This is a genomic window from Paenibacillus borealis (assembly GCF_000758665.1).
Taxonomy (GTDB): Bacteria; Bacillota; Bacilli; order Paenibacillales; family Paenibacillaceae; genus Paenibacillus_AQ; species Paenibacillus_AQ borealis.
Window position 1 is genome coordinate 7,534,641 of sequence record NZ_CP009285.1, and the last position, 20,089, is coordinate 7,554,729.

A 20,089-nucleotide genomic window follows, 5' to 3' on the forward strand; every position below is an offset into this window, starting at 1 on the left:
AGGAGCACATGGCTCACATATTGCTGTAAAGACTGAACATAGGCAGCATTATGGCTGCTACTATGATTCCAACCACACCTGCCAGAAAAGCAATCAGCAACGGCTCAAGGAGCGATTTCAAGCGGTCAACAGTATTCTCTACATCCATTTCATAGAAATCAGCAACCTTGGAGAGCATCTGATCCAGTGCCCCTGTCTCTTCACCGATGGCAATCATCTGCGTAACCAGCGGCGGAAATACCCAGGCTTTCTTCAACGGCTCTGATAACGGCTTACCCTGGCGCAGAGAATCACTAGCCTTGCGGATATATCCGCCTATTACCCGGTTACCCGCCACTTCTTCCACAATCGCGAGCGATTGAAGAATAGGCACTGAGCTGGCATATAACGAGGAGAAGGTTCGCGTGAATTGCGCAATGGAGCCCTTTTGATTCAGTTTGCCGAACACCGGAATCTTGAGCTTTGCATAATCAAGCGCATACGCACCACGTTCTGTCCGTTTAGCAAACTGATAGGCAGTTATAAGCAGAATAATTACCAGCAACCAAATATACCATTGTCCTTGAATGCTTTTGCTGAGTGCCAGTACCATCTTAGTTATAGCGGGCAGTTCTGCATCCATGGACTCAAACATGCTGACGAACTGAGGCACAATCGCCCAGAGAAGATATACCACTGCCGCAATGGCCATAACTCCAACTGTAATTGGATAGGTGAGTGCTGATTTGATCTTCTCGGTGGTTGTATGCTGCTTCTCGAAATACACCGCAAGCCGTTCTAGCGTTCCTTCAAGATCTCCTGTTTCCTCACCTGCACGGATCATACTGACGAAGAGCGGCGGGAATATTTTCTTATGGTCCTGAATGGCTTGCGAGAACGCCGTCCCCCTTAACAGACTGGAATTCACATCCAGCAATGCCTTGCGTAGAGGTTTACTCTCTGTCTGCTCCGCTAATATCCGGGTGGCATCCACGATAGAAACACCGGCACGCATTAGCGTGGCGAACTGGCGGCAATAAATTATGAAATGAATCGTCTTGACCGGATTCCCAATATAAATCTCCATAGACAGAATCGTCGTTTTGCGTTCTACAAGTGAGAACACTGTCAATCCGCGTTTCCGAAGCTCTTCCATCGCTATGGATTTATCTGTTGCAGTGAGCTTACCCTTCAATTGCTTCCCTGTATGGGTCTTAACCTGATATTCGAATTGCGGCATCAGCTGCCCACCTCCGTGAGATAGGCTTTGGCAGCTTCAGGTTTAATAAGCCCGTACTGCAATTGTTCGCGGATGTTCATTTCAAGCGTGTGCATTCCGAGTGAACGCCCGGTTTGCATCACATTTTTGAGCTGATGGGTCTTTTCCGTGCGAATTAGGTTAGCCACAGCCGGAGTATTGATTAACAGTTCCGTTGCACTTAGCCGCCCCCGGCCTCCTGCCCGCGGGAACAGGCGCTGCGAGAGTACCGCCAGCAGAACCGAGGCCAGCTGTGAACGAATCTGACCTTGCTGATGGCCTGGAAACGTATCAATAATCCGGTCAATCGTCTGCGGTGCATCTGTCGTATGTAGAGTGGCCATCACAAGGTGTCCGGTCTCCGCAGCCGTAACTGCTGCCGACATCGTCTCCAGATCACGCATCTCGCCTACCAGAATCACATCAGGGTCCTGCCGGAGCGCAGCCCGTAATCCGCTGGCGAAGCTGCCGGTGTCACTTCCTACCTCACGCTGATCTATTAGACAAGTGCCGTGGGTATGCAGGAATTCTATCGGATCTTCCAGAGTAACAATATGTTTGCGTTCTGTCCTGTTAATATGATGCAGCATTGCGGCAAGTGTTGAGGATTTACCGCTGCCTGTGGGACCCGTTACTAATATTAGACCCTGTGGTTTCATAGCGAGACTGGAGAGTATGGGAGGCAATGATAACTGTTCAAGAGTTGGAATCTCTACAGGTATTGCCCTCGCTGCTATACTGACTTCTCCTCTTTGCCTATACACATTGACACGATACCGGACTCCGTTGTCCAGAGGGTAAGAGAAATCCATTTCTCCAATATCGCGGAAGATTTCACTCCTGCTGCTGCCAAGCAAAGCGTCCGCCATGCTTGCTGATTCTTCGGGGACGATGTTCTCTCCCTCCAGCGTATGAAGCATTCCATCTATCCGGATAACCGGTGGCGATCCAACAGATATGTGCAAATCCGAAGCTTTGGAAGTAAAGGCCATGTGCAGCAGCTGAACAATATCACGATTGAATAATGGCATTCTTACTCCCCCTAACTAATGCGATACCGTCTCACGCATTACTTCCTGCAATGTTGTAATTCCTTTGGACACTTTGATGAACCCGTCCTCCATCAATTGCACCATTCCCTGTTCTCTGCCGGCTGCACGAAGCTCTTCTATGGAAGCAGAGTCGGTAATCAACTGCCGCATACGATCATTAATCTTCAGCACCTCATGTATGGCAATCCGGCCCCGGTAGCCCGTATTGTTGCAGTTACCACAGCCTCTCCCGCGGTATATCACCTCAGCAGGCAGACTATGGCGCCTTAACATAATTGCTTCCTGTTCTGTAGGCTTGTGCTCCTCTTTGCAATCCGGGCAAATTTTGCGTACCAGCCGCTGAGCGACAACCCCCAGTAGCGAAGATGCAATCAGATAGGGCTCAACACCCATATCACGCAATCTTGAGATCGTACTGATGGCATCATTTGTATGCAATGTGGACAAGACGAGATGTCCTGTCAGCGAAGCACGCACAGCAATTTCTGCAGTTTCCGTATCCCGTATTTCCCCTACCATAACGATATTCGGGTCCTGGCGGAGAATGGAACGGAGGCCTGCTGCGAAGGTCAGGCCAATTGCCGGATTCACATGTACCTGATTAACGCCTTCAAGCTGATACTCCACCGGATCTTCAATTGTGATAATATTTGCATTTTCAGTGTTCAACTGACTCAAGGCTGAATATAAGGTTGTTGATTTACCGCTGCCCGTCGGGCCTGTAATCAGGAGTATTCCGTACGGCTTGCTGATCATATCTCTGAAGGCTTCCGCGTTTCCGTCACTGAATCCCAGGGTATCTACCGACTTCACTCCGGTACTTAGATCCAAGAGCCGCAGTACGATCTTCTCGCCATGCATAGTTGGGAGCGAAGATACACGTATATCGACCATCTTGTAGTCAAACTGCATTTTGATCCGGCCATCCTGCGGTAATCGCCGTTCTGCTATGTTTAAGCGGGCCATAATCTTAAGTCTTGCGGTTATAAAACCCTGCATTTGCTTAGGAATGATCCGCTCTGTACGTAAAGTTCCGTCAATCCGGTAACGGATGGAGAGATTATTCTCACCCGGGTCGACATGAATATCCGAAGCCCGTAATGAAACTGCCTGCTGAATCATCTGGTTGACCAGACGCACAATCGGTGAATCCTCATCCGTAATTTCTGTTTCTTCTATTTCTTCCTGAGTAGGAAGCTCAACCATCATCTGGCTCATAGAGTCCCGCATGCCATAGTGTCTGGCTATCGCTCTTGTCAGCTCGTCCCGGCTGGAGATCGCCGGTTCAATCCGGAATCCGGTGCTCATGCGCAAATCTTCAATGGCGAAATAATCCAAGGGATCTGCCATCGCCACCATCAGCTTGCTGCCTTCCTTCATGAAAGGGAGCACTTGATAGCGTTTAGCCATACTCTCAGGGATAATCTGCGTGATCGCCGGGTCAATTTGATATTTAAACAGGCTTACATGGGGAATACCTAACTGAAACTCCAGCACTTCAATGAGCTGTTGCTCAGTGATATACCCTTGATTAATTAGAAGATCCCCCAGCTTGCGTTTGGTTTTACGTTGCTCCACTAGCGCTTCTTCAAGCTGTTCTTGAGAGATAATCCCGTTTTCTACAAGCAAATCTCCCAGTCTCTTCTTCATGATAGCCATATCCGTATCACTCCAGAGCGCTTTATTTTTGACCTTAGTACAAACTAATCACTCTAACCCTCTGAACTCAGCGTATCGATTATTCACCTGTAAATTATCTTAAATTTTATAGTTATTTAGTCTCAGTTTACTAGGTGAATATGCATATCTTTTAATTGCCTATCTACTAAATATGTCCTAGAATGTATATAGCATAGAATGGATAATTTTACAACGGAAACCGACCTAAACTGCAGCCTTTATAAGGCAAAATAGAAGTTTATATGACATATTTTGTGTTATTTATAACTATTGGGGAGAGATCGCGATGAAGGTCTTGAAACGAAAAAGACTGCTGCTTATGCTTAGCCTTCCACTGGTTTTGATCATGGCTGGTATCGTCTGGAGCATGGTATCCAAAATTGACGCTGGCCCGGCCAGTTATCCGATTCGCCTGCTTGAAGTCACGGAAGACGGTGCAAGCCAGTTATCCTCCCTCAAGACCGGATTGACAGACTTTACAGTCGTTACCATGAGCATGAAGAGATTTGTAGCTTTACGCGATGATCTGGATGGACAATATGACGGCATTTACATAGGTAAAGGTACCTACAGTCCCGTAACCCTGGGTAATCTTAAGGATAAGGACCCTTCTGTCCGCTCCAAAGCAATGAATACCTCGGCAGTCCAGAACGATATTACGCGTCTTCGGGCGGACGATATTACTAAGCTCTTCATTGATAAGGGCTTGTATGTAATTTTCCATGAGCAAACCTTTTTAAATCAGGAGAAGTCAGGCGCCAGCAAAGGCATCCTCTATGAAGCTTTCAATCCCTTGCGCAGCTCTACAGCTAAGAAAAGCAATGTTCTTTTTCTGAATGATAATGGACTGACTGATTTCTTCAATGGACTGAAGACCGACAGTTCCATACTGAAGCAACGCCCGCAACTTGAAATCACTAACAGCAGTGAGATCAAAAACTACGTTCCGGCATCCACAGACGGAAAAATCTATGTTCCAGGTGATAAGCTGAAATTCAACTTCAGCGTCGGCAACACTATAGACCTCGAGAATCATCCTTTGACAGCCAAGTTATACATTAACCTTGATAAGTCCATTGCCATGAGCGAACAACAGGTTGTAGCTTCTGTTAAAGTGAACAAAGCAACCGGAACACTGGAGTATACGCTCCCCCGGACTTTCTCAGGGCTGTTGTACTGGAAGCTTGAAATCAGCAATCCTACCAGTACTCTGCAATTAAAAGATTACGAACGCGGAAGTATCCGTTACCGGAATGAGAAGACCGTTGTAAAGGTTCTCCAGGTTACTCCTGCCGGAACCGGTACTATTCCTGAAAGCAGTTTGAAAAAAACTGTAAACATGAATCAGGATTATCTGGCTTCAACTGATTATTCTTTAGATATTACTGTTATGACTATGGATGAATTCAATTCTTATGTTGAGAACACCTATACAAAAACTCAGAACTATGGCCTCAATGGCGTCTATGATATGTTATTGTTCGGTTTCCGTGATGAATATTACTTAAAAGCAATCATGAAGACTAGATCTATAGAAGCAGTGGAAAATTTTATTGGGATCTCCCACCAAAGCGTTATGTTCACACATGACACTGTCATTAACCTTTATGGTGCCAATACCTGGGTAAACAACTTCAAAGAAATTACGGGCCAAAAGGACCCCGTTGTCAATCTCGGCCATAATGCGCTTAATCCATCAACCAAAGTAAAACCGGTGAACGATGGCTTGCTTATGCAATATCCTTTTTACCTGAGTCAGCAGAATAGCGACGGTGCACAGACCAGTATAGATGTGCCTAAGGTAGCAAAAACACATAACCAGTACTTCACTCTCGATCTGGAAGATCCGACAGTTGTGCCGTGGTATAACATTATTAGTGAACCTAGTAATACTGACCAACGAACACCTGATGATAGCTGGAACCACTACTACACTTACTCCAAAAGTAATGTAACCTATTCCGGCACCGGCCACCTTTTTGGATCCGGTCTTTCAAGCAGCGAGGCAGTATTCCCGGTTTGGGAACAAAAACTATTCGTCAATACTATGTATAGAGCATTCATGGGTTCCAATCACGCTCCCAAAATCACCGTTTATGCACCTGACAGCGGAACTGTTATCCCATCCTATCAAGATAAGCTGACTGTAAGCTATTCGGTAGCCGATTTGGATCTGAAGGACCGCAGCGTGACTACCAGTCTGAAATTTATTGTGAAGGGAACGGAACTGACCAGCCCGGATTATATTATTAAAGACCGGCGCGTAGGATCGGAAGAAACAATTACCCAGACCTTCCGAAATCCGCTTTCTGAGAGCGGGGATATTCAAATTGTGATTACGGCACAAGACGACCAGGGTGCTTCCGCTTCGCCAGTTACCATTCCCCTGACCGTAAAGAAGGTGGATTCTTCTTTATCGATTAGCCGAAGTCAATCTGCTACCAAAATAGGTAGAGACAAGACGGTAACGATAGACTACAGCATTACTCCAAAAACATTACCATTAACGGAAGTTCAACCTCCACATCAAGGGAAAGACAACCTGGTGATTTCCAATCTGCGCTATGAGGAAACATTTGCTCCAAATCTTGAAATCAGTAAAGAGGCACTGCCGCAAGGTTTCACCAGAACTGGTAGTCTCACAGAGGGTTACACTATTACAGCAACCTTTGATGACATCAAGTTCTTGTTAACTACAGTAGATGGAGTCAAATATTATAAGCCTGTCAACCCTAACAGTACAGTAGACCCGCTTATATATAAATTCACCTTAAGCTTCATACCTAAGGCTGCGCAGAAATATGTTCTGGATAATTCCAGCATTACGTTTGATGAAATCCATGCTGTTGCTGAACCTGTAACTACGGCTACGGCTTCACCAACAGCAGTGGCAACAGTTGCCGCAACGGCAACAGCAACAGCAACACCAACGCCGACGCCTATACCGACTCCTGTTCCTATAGTAGATGCTTTTGATCCTTCAGTATCTACTACTGGTTCTACATTGGGACTAGCTGGTGATTTTAATATTTTTGCTTTGAAGAATATAGATATTAGCATAGGAAACCTAAATGTAGATGGAAATGTTGCTGCAGGTTGGGATATCACTATGGGTAACAAGTCTGGTGGCGTAGTTATAAAGCCGAAAGGAATTATGATCGCCGGCCAAGATTTCACTTATAACAGCAATAGCGGCTCTGACACTGGTATTGAAATCAATGCCGATATTACTTACGGTAGAAATTTCAATAATAATGTTAGAAGCTTAAGTAATATTCACGGCGACATCAAGCAAGGAAATCCTATTAATTTTGATAAAACAGCTGCATATCTAAAGGCGTTATCAGTTCATCTGAATACACTTTCTCCAGCGGTAAGCACTAAGCCTGTGAACGGCCTGCTTGTATTCGAGGGCCAACGTGCCGATTATAACGTTTTCAAAGTAAGTGCTGATGATATTAAGCCTGGAGGAATGAAGTTTAAAATTCCCAAAAGCTCAATTGCCATAGTTAATATCATTGGGGATAGTCCACAATTCACCAATATCTGGTACGATTTTGGCGAAACTGATTCAAGTCATATTCTTTACAATTTCCCAAATGCAAGCACATTAAGAACTGAGGGCACTTTTTATGGAAATTTCCTTGCACCGTTAGCTATTATGCGCTCTGACAGCACGAACATAACCGGTTCAATTATCGTGGAATCGTTCAGTGTTCCTGGTACACTAGGTGGTTCAATGAACGCTCATCTTGCAACACTAAAAGGAACCCTTCCTTTACCAGCCGCCACCGCAGTCCCAACGGCAGTCCCTACAGCTACTCCGGTAGCTACTGCGACCGTTACAGCTACGCCTGCACCTACTACTGCTGTCGCAACACAAACAGTGGCACCAACGGTTACACCGGCTCCATTAATAAGTGTGACCCTGACGTTCACTAGAGTTGATCTGGAAGTGATTATTGAAATCACTAAAATAACTGTACGGGATGAAACCATATTAGTTGACAGCCCATTATCACTTCAATCCTTAGTGACGGCGATAGAGCCATCGGATGTAGAGGAAAAGAACAAAAAGCCCCTGTGGACAATCGTCAGCGGCAGCAATATCATCGAATTCACAAGTGATGGTGTGATTAAAGGAATAGCTGCCGGACAGGCTAAAGTCACAGCTACAGCCCAAGATGGAAGCAATGTTATCAGCAATACAGCAACAATTACTGTAAATCCCCTTACTCCTCCTGAGCCAATACGCGAGATAACACTAACAGGAGATAATTCGGGAACCGTCAATTCTTCTATAGACTTCACAGCTTCATATACCAGCCAACCGGTTGAGACGGGGATTAGCTATAGCTGGACTGTTACAGATGCTGACGATAACGTGGTTAATCATTACCTGACAACGACGGGTCCAGCTTCACCTATTGGAGCTTTCAATGCGTCTCAAAGTGGGAAATACACCATCACCGTAACTGCATACAGCAATAGTAATACGGCTGGTACTCCTGCCTCTAAAATAGTTACCATCACCAACCCTTTAACGGACTTTACCATTGAAGGTGCCGGCAGTGTATTTGTAGGTAAATCTATTGAATTGAACTTAAAGAATTTTGTGCCTAATAATGCGGATATCGTCCCATTTAAATGGGATCTCGTGGGGGATGGTATACAATTCGCTAGTCTTACTAAAGCATCAACCGATACTAATGACACAAAGTATAATTTAACAGGCATTGCGCCGAAGGATAACATTACTATTTCTGTTACAGCAGGAGGTATCACCAGGACCAAGCCAATTAAGATTGAAACACTGGTTCTTACTGATATGCAGTTCACCGGTACTATAGTGGAGATGAACGTCGGAGATTCGAGGTATCTAGACCAGCTTCTCTGGTTTTCCCCTAGAGAAATTGTTCTGGATGATGTACGAAATCAATTGAACTGGGAAAGCACCTTCTCAGGTATTGCTTCCTTCCAAACTCCGGTGGACTCAAGCAACCGAGGGAAAATTTATGCCCACAAAAGCGGAAGTACATTGGTAACTGTTCAGTATGCCAATAATCCGTTAATCAAAGCAACTATTCTTGTCAAAGTAAACCCTCTTGATACGGATGACCGTTATTAAAGAGATCTAACCTAAAAGGAGCCATTTTGCGCAGTTGATACTGCCGCGAAATGGCTCCTTTTTTATTGCAGATCTTCAGTTCACCAATTGCATAGGTCCGACATTTACATTAACGGTTTGTACTCTGGGTAAGCTGGACTGCTGATTCTCATAAATATCCGGTTTATAATCAATTACAAAACGCTCTGGTGCAGGTGTCTGTGAAATGACTAGGCTCCCACCTGTAAGTGGATCAGGCTCTACAACTTTTCCCGTGACTGCATTAACTGTCAGGTTGTCTTTGGCGAAAAACCCGCCTATCAGGTGGAACATAGAACCTACACCATACAATTCTCCGCTGGAGTCTGTGTAGAAAAATGCTTCCATCGTTTCTTCTACGCTTGGTTCGTTTACAGCAAAGGCATGCAGGCGGTTTATAAGCACTTTCCCTTTGGAGATCAGCACCAGTTCTTTAGTCTCCTCATTATTCGATCCGTTACTGCTTCGTATGCCCTTTATGTTGGCATCTTCTACAGTCGTCTCTCCCAACACCAGCATCGTTGAATCGAATTCAACATTCCCTTTGATTTTCACATTACCCGTAACTAATATATTGGCCCGGACCGGTAAAAAATCCGCTGTAAAGTTATTAATCTCCAAATTCCCGGCTACTATGAACCAGCGTGGCAACTCTCCACTTTTGGGATCATTTTGAGTAGACGTTTCCGGCGGATAGAACAGTTTCTTATAGGCTAAACCATCAACGACCAAATTCCCATTAAAGATCATAGTGGAATCCAAAGTCTCCAACTGCTGGAGTTTCATATTGTAATTATTCAAATCCCTTTCGTACTGCTCAATGTCAGCTTCCTCAGCATCCGGAAGTACCTTGACCGGGGCTACCGGCATTCCTTGAATATGTGTAACCTCAGAGCGGCCAATAATCCATGAGTTTAATTGAGCGGTACTCTGGTTGTATTCCGCGCGCATACTGTTTCTTAATGTTTTTTGGGTAGAATCATCTTTTGAGAGGGTTAGTCCTTGAGCCAGTTTATCGAAGAATGATTCCTCTACATTAATCTGGACAAATTTATTTTTCTCTTTGATTTTGATATTAGACGAATTCACATGCAGAATCTTATTCAAAATATCATTTCGCGCTGTCTCATTTCCTGGCAGAGAAGTCATATTATCTTCCTGGTCTTCGGATGAAACACTTTCCTTCGGCTGGAAGTTCTCCTTGTATTTAATATTATCCATCGCTTGGACATGTATCTCACCCAAGGCAGATCCATCAGCATTACTGGTGACCTTAGGGAAATCAAGGGTGACCTCAGGATATCTCCGTCCCAAATACGTGTACCAAGGTGTATTGGTTACTAGCAGCTTCTCCCCCGCATATACATTGCCTTTGAGGATGGGCGATCCATTAAGTCTAAGCGTCTTTTGTGAACCGAACACGTATTTGAGGAAGTCCGGATAGCTGTCTATAATAACCTGCTGCCTCAATGTCCGCTCCACCCCGTTAACCACAGCCTTGGAACTAATAGTAATCGTGTATTGAATAGACTGTTTCCCTATCTTTTTATCGTTATTATCATCATATTCAATACCATCAACCGAACCGCTACTGGTAGACTGCAATTCGGTAGCTACTTTCAGGCTCGATTTATTGTCATCCAGTTTCCCGAGAATATCTCCCAAGCTTTGCGGATCAATATCCTCCAGCTTTAGTCCCTGCAGCTCAGATTGGATATAGGCAGCAGCTTCATTAAGTCCCTTCTGGGCAAGATGCAGCGACTGCACATCATTCTCCCTCGTCTCACTTCGCTGGGCTCCCCCAACTGTTGCACCAAGAACCGCCAATCCAAGGATTGTAAGGAGCAGCACCACGAACATGACCAGTACAAGAGCAGAGCCGCGTTCCGACTCTATATTGGCGACAAACTGAGAAGAGCTTCCCTTTTTCTTTTTGCTAAATTTCATTTCAGCCCACCGCCCCTAGAATCCGAATTTGCTCTCAAGATTGAGCTGCCGTGTATTGTCCCCGCGTTGTAAGACCAGTGAAAGATTAATATTCAACAAACCACTCTCACATGGCTGTATTGTATTCGCACTACATTCCAGAGTGATGGAGGAAGCCGGACCCAGCTTCGAATCAGTCGAAGTACGCGTATTGTAGGTATCCGCTGGTACCGGAGTAGCTAGAGAATCTGCAGGATCTGGGGTTCCCTGATTGGATGCCGGGTTTGATGCCGGAATCTCGTTAATCACCAACTGTCCGCCCGCTATTCCAATTTCCACCTCATCGGTTCCCCCATTGATATTGTCTCTCTGCAGAAAAATAGTTTGATTCGTGTCTGAACGAACGGTACTTGGAGCAAAGGTATAGATTTCAGTAATAATAGCAGACATCAACAGGTCACTTTCATCCCTTAATGTATTCTCCATCGTAACTCTCTGATAACTCTGCACACCAAACATCATCACGCCATAGATCAGTCCGGATACCAGGGAGAACAATGACAAGGCGGCAATAAGTTCAATAAGCGTGAATCCCTGTTCCCTGCGGAGAAGATCAACGAATTTTCTCATCGGTAATATACCCCTCCACAACTGTCTCCTTGACATTAGTCCCACCCTTGCCTGAATCCTTTACTTTAATTCGAACGGGCAAAAGAAACTCCGCAGTGGCTTGCTCAACCGGATCGGAGGAGCCGATCATCCCTTGATGCAAGGACGACTGATATTCAATATCTATATGATAATTGACGTTATTTATAGTAGGATTCAGCACCTTCGCCAAAGTAGTCACATCACTAACCGCAGTACTATAGACACTGCAGCTTACAGTGGGTGTCAACGGCACACAACCAGCAGCTTGAATCGCCGGATGTCCTATGATCTGAGGTTGTGCTCCTGATCCGGGTTTCCCTCTGAAATAGAGCTCAAGCTTCTCAAAATCCTGCTTCTCCATATAAAAGAGCGCATTACGCGCCAGATTGACCATGATCGTCTTATTCTGGTTCGATTTTGAATAGGATAGCGCATTGGTGAAGTAGGAGGTAAGCACCAGGGAAACAATCGACAAAATAACGATAGCTGCCAGCACCTCAATCAGCGTAAATCCCTCTTCCTTGCCCCGCTCCCGGTTTCGGTTCCACTTGTCTTTCCAAGACATCCTGTTCGCTCCCTATGCTCTATTGGATTCAATCATCGGTCTTGAGACCTGTACCATTCTTCGTCTCTCTGAATCTTTCTACCTACTTCCATTATATTCTTTCAACTCCGGCACCAGCAATGCTTGCAGGGAATAAATCTAGAGATTTCTACAATTTATATCGTTTAGCGGCTGTGCTATTATTTGGGCTGAAAGGGGATATGCGAATGGCTTTAATCGAATGCAAGTTTTATTCGGAAGTGCTGGGGCTGAACACCTCGATGACCGTGATTCTGCCGCAGCAGACCACTACACAGATCGGAATGAGCAACGTGTCACGGGGGAATCTTCACCCTACGCTATACTTGCTGCACGGCTTATCCGATGATGATTCGATCTGGCTGCGCCGGACCTCGATAGAGCGATATGTCGCGCAGATGGGCATTGCCGTTGTTATGCCTCAGGTCCACCGCAGCTTCTACACCGACATGGCGGCGGGCGGACAGTATTGGACATTTATCAGTGAGGAGCTGCCGGCGCTGGCCCGTTCGTTCTTCCCGTTGTCAGCGAAACGCGAGGATAACTTCGTAGCGGGGCTGTCGATGGGCGGTTATGGAGCGATAAAGCTGGGGCTGCGCAAGCCTGAAGATTGGGCCGCTGCCGCAAGTCTGTCCGGCGCCCTGGATATGGCACATAATTTCTTGAACGGGGAAGAACCTTCGCAGAAGACTAAAGAATATGTGCAGATTTTTGGAGACAAGGACATTGCAGGTACGCCCGAAGACCTGCTGTGGCTGCTGAAGGAAGTGAACCGCTCCAAAGGGCCGAAGCCCCTTCTCTACCAATGCTGCGGCACCGAGGATTTCCTCTATGAGGACAATCAGACGTTCCGTAAGGCCTGCTCCAAGACCAAGCTGTCATTGACCTATGAGGAAGGGCCGGGCGAGCATGAATGGGGATATTGGGACACCAAAATCCGTGATGTACTGAACTGGCTGCCACTGGGCAAAGTAAAGTCCGCTGACTTGTAAGCGGGTACCCGCCACGTATGTGAATAATACTTATTCATTCCTGCCAAAAAAGACTGTCCTCCCGCATCCTATCGATGCGGTAGAGGACAGTCTTTTTGAAAAGATAAGAATTTATATGCTTTGCACAATAAATGATCCTTATCTTTCTCGCTGAAACGATACCGTCCTTATTAAAGGATGGCAAAGCCGTTTCCACTTGTATGTTCAGCTATATCTGCTGCCAGCTTAGCTGCTCTTATTGAGCAGCATTACCATGCTGCTCAACCCATTCATTAGCCGCCAGCAGAGCTGCCTCGGCCCGTTCAATGGCTGCCTGCACCTGAACAGTAGCTGTGCCGCCGTATACGTTACGGGCGTTCACAACAGCCTCCGGCTGCAGTACAGCGTAGATCTGATCATCGAACAGCGGCGAGAACTGCTTGAATTCCTCCAGGGTCAGATCCAGCAGGAATTTGCCTTCGTTAATGCAGTACAATACGGTCTTGCCAATAACTTCATGCGCCTGACGGAAAGGCAGGCCCTTGCCCACCAGGAAGTCAGCGATATCAGTAGCATTGGAGAAGTCGGTGTTGACGGCTTCGCGCATCCGCGTCTTGTTCACCTTCATCGTGGAGATCATCGGCGCGAACAGCTGCAGCGCTCCTGTCAGCGTGGCTACCGTATCGAACATGCCTTCCTTGTCTTCCTGCATATCCTTGTTATAGGCCAGCGGCAGCGATTTGAGCACGGTCAGCAGCCCGATCAGGTTGCCGTAGACACGGCCTGTCTTGCCGCGTACAAGCTCCGGCACATCCGGGTTCTTCTTCTGCGGCATGATGCTGCTGCCGGTGCAGAAGGCATCGTCCAGCTCTACGAAGCTGAATTCCGTGCTGCTCCACAGCACCAGCTCTTCGCTGAGCCGGGACAGGTGAGTCATCACCAGCGCAGCATTGGCCAGGAACTCAACGATGAAGTCACGGTCGCTGACAGCGTCCAGGCTGTTCTCATAGACACCGCCAAAGCCAAGCTGCTCGGCCACGAAGTGACGGTCAATCGGGAACGTAGTTCCCGCCAGTGCCCCAGCGCCCAGCGGCAGCACGTTGATCCGCTTGTAGCTGTCGGTCAGGCGCTCCGCATCACGGCGGAACATCGACACATAGGCCAGCAGATGATGGGCGAATAGAATCGGCTGAGCCCGCTGCAGATGCGTGTAGCCCGGCACAATGGTCTCTACATTGTCTTTGGCCTGCCCAATCAGCGCGTCCTGCAGCTCATGCAGGAGAGCCACCAGCTCCACCACGCGGTTACGCAAGTAGAGATGCATGTCCGTCGCTACCTGATCGTTACGGCTGCGGCCGGTGTGCAGCTTGCCGCCGACCGGGCCGATCTCCTCGATCAGATTCTTTTCAATATTCATATGAATATCTTCATCGGCTACGGAGAACACAATTTCACCCGCGCGCACTTTATCCAGTACCTTGTTTAATCCGTTCTTGATCGTATCTACATCTTCCTGCGGCAGAATCCCGCATTTGCCCAGCATCGTGACATGCGCCAGACTGCCCTGCACATCCTCTTCTGCAAGTGCCTTGTCGAATCCGATGGAAGCCGTATACTCCTCCACCAGCTTGTTCGTTCCTTTGGTAAAACGTCCGCCCCACAGCTTACTCACCTGTTGTTTCCTCCTCGGTTGACGTTAGAAGGGCCGCCCCTGTCCGGATGGGAGGAACGGCCTTCTTCTGTCCGCTTATATTGTGTGATGCTGTATAAATTCTTATATTTTGAAAAACCGCTAAGCGGCTATATGCTGCTACTTGTTGGACTCTGCTACACCGGCCGATACCTTCAGACGCAGAGCGTTCAGACGGATGAAGCCAGTTGCATCTCCCTGGTCATATGCCTGTGTAGGATCTGCTTCCATCGTAGCGATATCCGGGTTGTACAGGCTGACCGGACTCTTCACACCGGCTCCGATGATGTTGCCCTTGTACAGCTTGACGCGTACAGTACCGGTTACGTTCTTCTGGCTTTCCTTTACCAGAGCCTGGAGTGCAAGACGTTCAGGAGCAAACCAGAAGCCGTTGTACACTAGTGTGCTGTAACGGGTGATCAGACTGTCGCGCAGATTCATCACTTCACGGTCCATGGTGATCGACTCCATTTTGCGGTGAGCGGTGAACAGGATCGTTCCGCCCGGTGTTTCGTACACGCCGCGGCTCTTCATGCCGACGAAACGGTTCTCCACCATATCAACGCGTCCAATGCCATGCTTGCCGCCGAGCTCATTCAGCTTCTCCATGACTTGCAGCGGGGATAAAGGTTCGCCGTTCAGCGCTACACAGTCGCCCTTCAGGAAGTCCAGCTCCAGATATTCGGCTTCGTCCGGCGCATCTTCCGGTGCATTCGACAGCAGGAACATTTCTTTGTTCTCCGGTGCGCTTGGATCAAACCAAGGATCTTCCAGCACGCCGCTCTCATAGCTGATATGTAGCAGGTTACGGTCCATCGAGTACGGCTTCGCTGCTGATGCTTGTACCGGAATGCCGTTGGCTTCAGCGTAAGCGATCATTTCCGCACGTCCCGGGAACTGGTTGCGGAACTCTTCCAGACGCCAAGGTGCAATTACTTTGATGCTTGGGGACAAGGCTGCGGCGTTCAGTTCGAAGCGCACCTGGTCATTCCCTTTGCCGGTTGCCCCGTGAGCAATAGCAGTTGCGCCTTCGGCGATGGCGATATCCACCATACGCTTAGCGATCAGCGGACGGGCGATACTTGTGCCCAGCAGATATTGACCTTCGTAGAGTGCGCCCGACTGGAACATCGGGTAGATGAAGTCACTGGCGAATTCGTCGCGCAGATCATCGATGTAGACTTTGGAGGCGCCGGTCGCCAGCGCTTTTTCCTCCAGGCCGTCCAGCTCTTCCTTCTGGCCGATATCGGCTGTAAAAGCAATAATCTCCGCGTCATAGGTTTCTTTCAGCCATTTCAGAATGACTGAGGTATCCAGTCCGCCGGAATAGGCGAGTACAATTTTTTCTTTTGCCATGGGGGTGCAACTTCCTTTCAGTATGGGGGGTGTTATAAGATTAACTTCGAAACATTGCTTATAGATATCCGGTGCCCGGACGCAGCTGCGTGAATGTTTGGACTTCCGGCCGCTGTTGTCTCCAGATATCTTTGAATATACCGCTGTTGCGGACAATATCCGGAGACAAAGGCGGACGCTGACGCTCCTACAGTTCCAAACTTCACTTCGCTGCTACGCACCGGAAATCTAACGCTCTGTACTTAAGTTCATCTTATATTTGGGTTTGTATATAAGATAAGATCCAAACAGGGTTACCCCTGTTTCTCTCTAAAATGTACTCTAAACCATTGCCGGGGCATAAGTTAGCCCATCAAAGCAGCCATAAGCGCCTTCTGCGCATGCAGGCGGTTCTCCGCCTGATCGAAGATAACGGAGTTCGGACCGTCGATGACGCCCGTACTGACCTCTTCCTCACGGTGGGCCGGCAGGCAGTGCAGGAACAGGTAATCGCTCTTAGCGCCCTTCACGAGTTCCTCATTGACCTGATAATCCTTGAACGCCGCTTCACGCGCCAGCTGTTCAGCCTCGAAGCCCATGCTCGCCCATACATCCGTATAGATCACATCAGCGTCCTGTACCGCTTCCTGCGGGCTGCGGGTAACGGTGATGACCGAACCTGTCTCCTTAGCGATCTCGCGCGCCTCGGCCACTACAGCCGCGTCTGGCTCATATCCTTCCGGTCCGGCGATTGAGACATGCACGCCCAGCTTGGCACCACCGATCAGCAGGGAATGCGCCATGTTGTTGCCGTCGCCGATATAGGCCAGCTTCAAGCCCTTCAGCTTGCCCTTGTGCTCGTACACGGTCTGGTAATCCGCCAGAACCTGGCAGGGATGCGCCAGATCGCTCAGGCCGTTGATAACCGGAACGGATGCATACCGGGCCAATTCTTCCACTTTATCATGGCCGAAGGTACGGATCATGATACCGTCCAGATAACGCGACATCACCTGCGCCGTATCACCAACCGTCTCACCGCGGCCGAGCTGGATGTCATTCTTGCTGAGGAACAGCGCATGGCCGCCCAGCTGATACATACCCACTTCAAACGATACGCGTGTACGGGTTGAGGATTTCTCAAAAATAAGCCCGATTGTCTTGCCCAGCAGCGGCTGGTAGACTTCGCCGTTCTTAGCTTTGCGCTTCAGCTCTATCGCCAAATCAATCAAATACGTGATTTCCTCCGGGCTGTAATCATTCAGCTCCAGAAGATCACGTCCCTTGAGCTGTGCGGCGATAGCCTCTGTAACGCCCGTTGTTCCCTGACTCATGAATCTGCCTCCCCGTTTCCTTTGTTAGCATAAGTATGAATTAGTTCTGAAAGGATGTCCACCGCCTGGTCGATCTCCTCATGGGTTACGTATAAATTAGGCAGCAGGCGAACGACATTCGGTCCGGCCTGGACGAACAGCAGTCCGCGTTTCTGTCCGGCCAGCACGATTTCAGCCACTGGTTCTGCACATTCGATTCCGATCAGCAGGCCTTTGCCGCGGATGTCCTTCACGAACGAAGTGTCCGCCAGCTTCTCTCTGAGCAAGCCGGTCAGATAATCGCCCATCTCAGCAGCCCGCTGCGCCAGCCCGTCTTCCAGCATCGTCTCAATCGTAGCTTCCATAACCGCTGCTGCCAGCGGGGTGCCGCCGAAGGTAGTCGCATGGCTGCCCGGGCTGAAGGCCTCACGCAGGTAGCCTTTGCCCAGCATGACACCGGCAGGGAACCCGCTGGCTATGCCTTTGGCCAAGGTGAAGATATCCGGCTCAATGCCGTAATGCTGATGCGCGAACAGCTTGCCGGTACGGCCCATGCCGGTCTGCACTTCGTCTACGATCAGCAGCAGTCCATGTTCTTCGCATAGCGCGACCACAGCATCCAGGAATTCCTGTTGTACTTCAATTACACCGCCCTCAGCCAGAACCATCTCCAGCATGATTGCTGCCGTATGCTCAGTAATTGCCGCTTTCAGCGCCTCCAGATCATGCAGAGGCACAGTCTTAAAGCCTGCCGGAAGCGGCAGGAAGCCTTCTTTTACCTTCGCCTGACCCGTAGCTGTCAGTGTAGCCAGTGTGCGGCCGTGGAAGGACTGCTCGAACGTGATCACTTCATAGCGGTCCGCACCTTTTACCTTCTGGTGATACCGGCGCGCTAGCTTAATCGCTGCTTCATTCGCTTCTGCTCCGCTATTGCAGAAGAACACCTGATCCGCACAGCTGTTGTCTGTAAGCAGCGCAGCAACCCGGTCCTGGCCCGGAATGTGGAACAGGTTCGAGACATGCCACAGCGTATCAATCTGCGCCTTCAGCTTCGCGCCTACCTTCTCCGGGGCATGGCCTAGGCTGGTTACAGCGAGTCCGCACATGAAATCCAGGTATTTGTTCCCCTGATCATCCCACACCCAGCTTCCCTTACCCTTAACCAGACTAATATCATATCTGGCGTATGACGGGAATACCGCACTCAGCTTGGCAGGAGCAGCAGCGGCCCCCTGTTCCTTCGTTTCCACAGAACGTTCCTGCGGCGCCCCCGTCAAAGAATCCTTATCTGCCTGTGTAAGCTCACTCATTCTCAGTCACTCTCCCACCATGCTGCTGCCGGATTACCGTCAGCGCTTCTAATTTACTCTCCACTATACCTGGTACCGCCACATCCGCCATGCGCCATTCATACCGTACTTACAAAAGCAACTGCAATGTAACTGAAATCAAGATACTAACATCCTTATATGACTCTATAAATTTTATCGGACAATCCGCGTCCCCAGCTCTTCGCCCTGCAGCACCCGGCTGAGCACATTCGGCTCTTTGCCGTCTACAATGACAACCTCAGACACATCACCCTGGATGCAGTCCATCGCAGCGCGCACTTTAGGAATCATCCCGCCGTAAATTTCACCGTCCGCAATCAGTTCCTCAATCTGCGCCACCGTCACGGACGGAAGCACAACCTTCTCTCCATCCAGCACACGCATAATTCCCGGCACATCCGTAACCACGATCATTGTAGGCGACCCCACAAAAGAGGCCACCGCTCCGGCAGCTGTGTCCGCATTAATGTTGTAACGCTGGCCGCCGCCATCCACACCGATAGGTGCGATTACCGGGATGTAACCCATCGCGAGGATACCCGTCACAATCTCCGCTCTGACCTCGGTTACTTCTCCCACCATGCCCAGCACATCACTGTTCGCAACAGGCCGCACCATAATCAGGTTGCCGTCAACGCCGGATAATCCGAGCGCCTGCCCACCGGTGGCTTGAATGCGGCGGACAATCGTTTTGTTGATGCTCCCGGACAGCGTCATCTCTACCACATCAAGCACTTCTTCAGTAGTCACCCGCAGGCCGTCCACGAAGCTGCTCTCAATCCCCAGCTTCTCCAGATTCCCCGAAATCGCCGGTCCGCCGCCATGAACAATAACAGGCTGAACCCCGCTTCGCTGCAGCTCCCGCAAATCCTCAAAGAACGAATCCGGCAGCGCAGCCAGCGTACTTCCCCCGCATTTCATCACGAACATATTACTGCCCGGCTGCTTCTCGATAGGTTCAAACGTCATTCCTCAGTTACCTCCCTATATAAGCTGAACTTAAGATACTAACTTAAAGCTCAGTCGTCACTACGGTGAATATTTGGACTTCCGGCCGCTGTTGTCCCCAGATTTCTTGATTAATTGATACCACTATGGGCGGTGGAAATCCGGTGACTTGCTAATGCTTCCGAAGCGAGCTTTCCTGCGGAAAGCTTTTAGGCGGTCGCTAACG

13 protein-coding genes are annotated in these 20,089 nt (G+C 48.7%); 2 read left to right on the top strand and 11 right to left on the bottom strand.

The window, feature by feature from the left end:
• Positions 1–13 precede the first annotated feature (13 nt).
• The 3 genes from PBOR_RS32075 to PBOR_RS32085 are packed head-to-tail and all read right to left on the bottom strand — an operon-like array spanning position 14 to position 3,948.
• Complete coding sequence (locus tag PBOR_RS32075) at positions 14–1,219, bottom strand: type II secretion system F family protein (RefSeq protein WP_042218028.1); 1,206 nt, start codon at positions 1,217–1,219, stop codon at positions 14–16.
• A complete protein-coding gene (locus PBOR_RS32080) occupies positions 1,219–2,268 on the bottom strand; it encodes a type IV pilus twitching motility protein PilT (RefSeq protein ID WP_042218030.1) in 1,050 nt (349 codons plus the stop codon). The genes PBOR_RS32075 and PBOR_RS32080 overlap by 1 nt, the downstream gene beginning before the upstream one ends.
• A 15-nt stretch (positions 2,269–2,283) precedes the next feature.
• The gene (locus PBOR_RS32085; RefSeq protein ID WP_042218032.1) at positions 2,284–3,948 is read right to left on the bottom strand and encodes a GspE/PulE family protein; all 1,665 of its coding nucleotides are present in this window, start codon (positions 3,946–3,948) and stop codon (positions 2,284–2,286) included.
• Between the two features lie 307 nt (positions 3,949–4,255).
• On the opposite strand from PBOR_RS32085, the gene PBOR_RS35860 reads away from it, so the two are divergent.
• Positions 4,256–9,097: a collagen-binding domain-containing protein gene (locus PBOR_RS35860; RefSeq protein WP_052429731.1), complete on the top strand. Its 4,842-nt coding sequence runs from the start codon at positions 4,256–4,258 to the stop codon at positions 9,095–9,097.
• 75 nt (positions 9,098–9,172) lie between these two features.
• On the opposite strand, the gene PBOR_RS32095 is transcribed toward PBOR_RS35860, so the two are convergent.
• Genes PBOR_RS32095 through PBOR_RS35865 form a run of 3 tightly spaced genes read right to left on the bottom strand, consistent with a single transcriptional unit; the run spans position 9,173 to position 12,257 of the window.
• Positions 9,173–11,062 (bottom strand): hypothetical protein, encoded by a 1,890-nt coding sequence (locus PBOR_RS32095; protein WP_042218034.1) that lies wholly within the window; start codon positions 11,060–11,062, stop codon positions 9,173–9,175.
• A gap of 15 nt (positions 11,063–11,077) precedes the next feature.
• Entirely contained in the window at positions 11,078–11,671 is a 594-nt protein-coding gene (locus PBOR_RS32100; protein ID WP_042218036.1) for a PulJ/GspJ family protein, read from the bottom strand.
• On the bottom strand, positions 11,655–12,257 hold the full coding sequence (locus PBOR_RS35865; protein ID WP_052429732.1) for a type IV pilus modification PilV family protein: 603 nt from the start codon (positions 12,255–12,257) through the stop codon (positions 11,655–11,657). The genes PBOR_RS32100 and PBOR_RS35865 overlap by 17 nt, the downstream gene beginning before the upstream one ends.
• A gap of 206 nt (positions 12,258–12,463) precedes the next feature.
• Between PBOR_RS35865 and PBOR_RS32110 the strand changes: the two genes are divergently transcribed.
• On the top strand, positions 12,464–13,267 hold the full coding sequence (locus PBOR_RS32110; protein WP_042218038.1) for an alpha/beta hydrolase: 804 nt from the start codon (positions 12,464–12,466) through the stop codon (positions 13,265–13,267).
• Positions 13,268–13,502: 235 nt separating this feature from the next.
• Here the strand turns inward: PBOR_RS32110 and argH are convergent, their stop codons facing one another.
• The 5 genes from argH to argB all read right to left on the bottom strand — a co-directional run bounded on the left by argH (position 13,503) and on the right by argB (position 19,884).
• Complete coding sequence (argH, locus tag PBOR_RS32115) at positions 13,503–14,918, bottom strand: argininosuccinate lyase (RefSeq protein WP_042218040.1); 1,416 nt, start codon at positions 14,916–14,918, stop codon at positions 13,503–13,505.
• Between the two features lie 138 nt (positions 14,919–15,056).
• On the bottom strand, positions 15,057–16,292 hold the full coding sequence (locus tag PBOR_RS32120; RefSeq protein ID WP_042218042.1) for an argininosuccinate synthase: 1,236 nt from the start codon (positions 16,290–16,292) through the stop codon (positions 15,057–15,059).
• Positions 16,293–16,636: 344 nt separating this feature from the next.
• Complete coding sequence (gene argF, locus PBOR_RS32125; protein WP_042140216.1) at positions 16,637–17,605, bottom strand: ornithine carbamoyltransferase; 969 nt, start codon at positions 17,603–17,605, stop codon at positions 16,637–16,639.
• A complete protein-coding gene (locus PBOR_RS32130) occupies positions 17,602–18,894 on the bottom strand; it encodes an aspartate aminotransferase family protein (protein ID WP_245647963.1) in 1,293 nt (430 codons plus the stop codon). Before PBOR_RS32130 ends, argF begins: the two co-directional genes overlap by 4 nt.
• 174 nt (positions 18,895–19,068) lie before the next feature.
• Positions 19,069–19,884: an acetylglutamate kinase gene (gene argB, locus PBOR_RS32135; protein ID WP_042218044.1), complete on the bottom strand. Its 816-nt coding sequence runs from the start codon at positions 19,882–19,884 to the stop codon at positions 19,069–19,071.
• Positions 19,885–20,089: the final 205 nt, after the last annotated feature.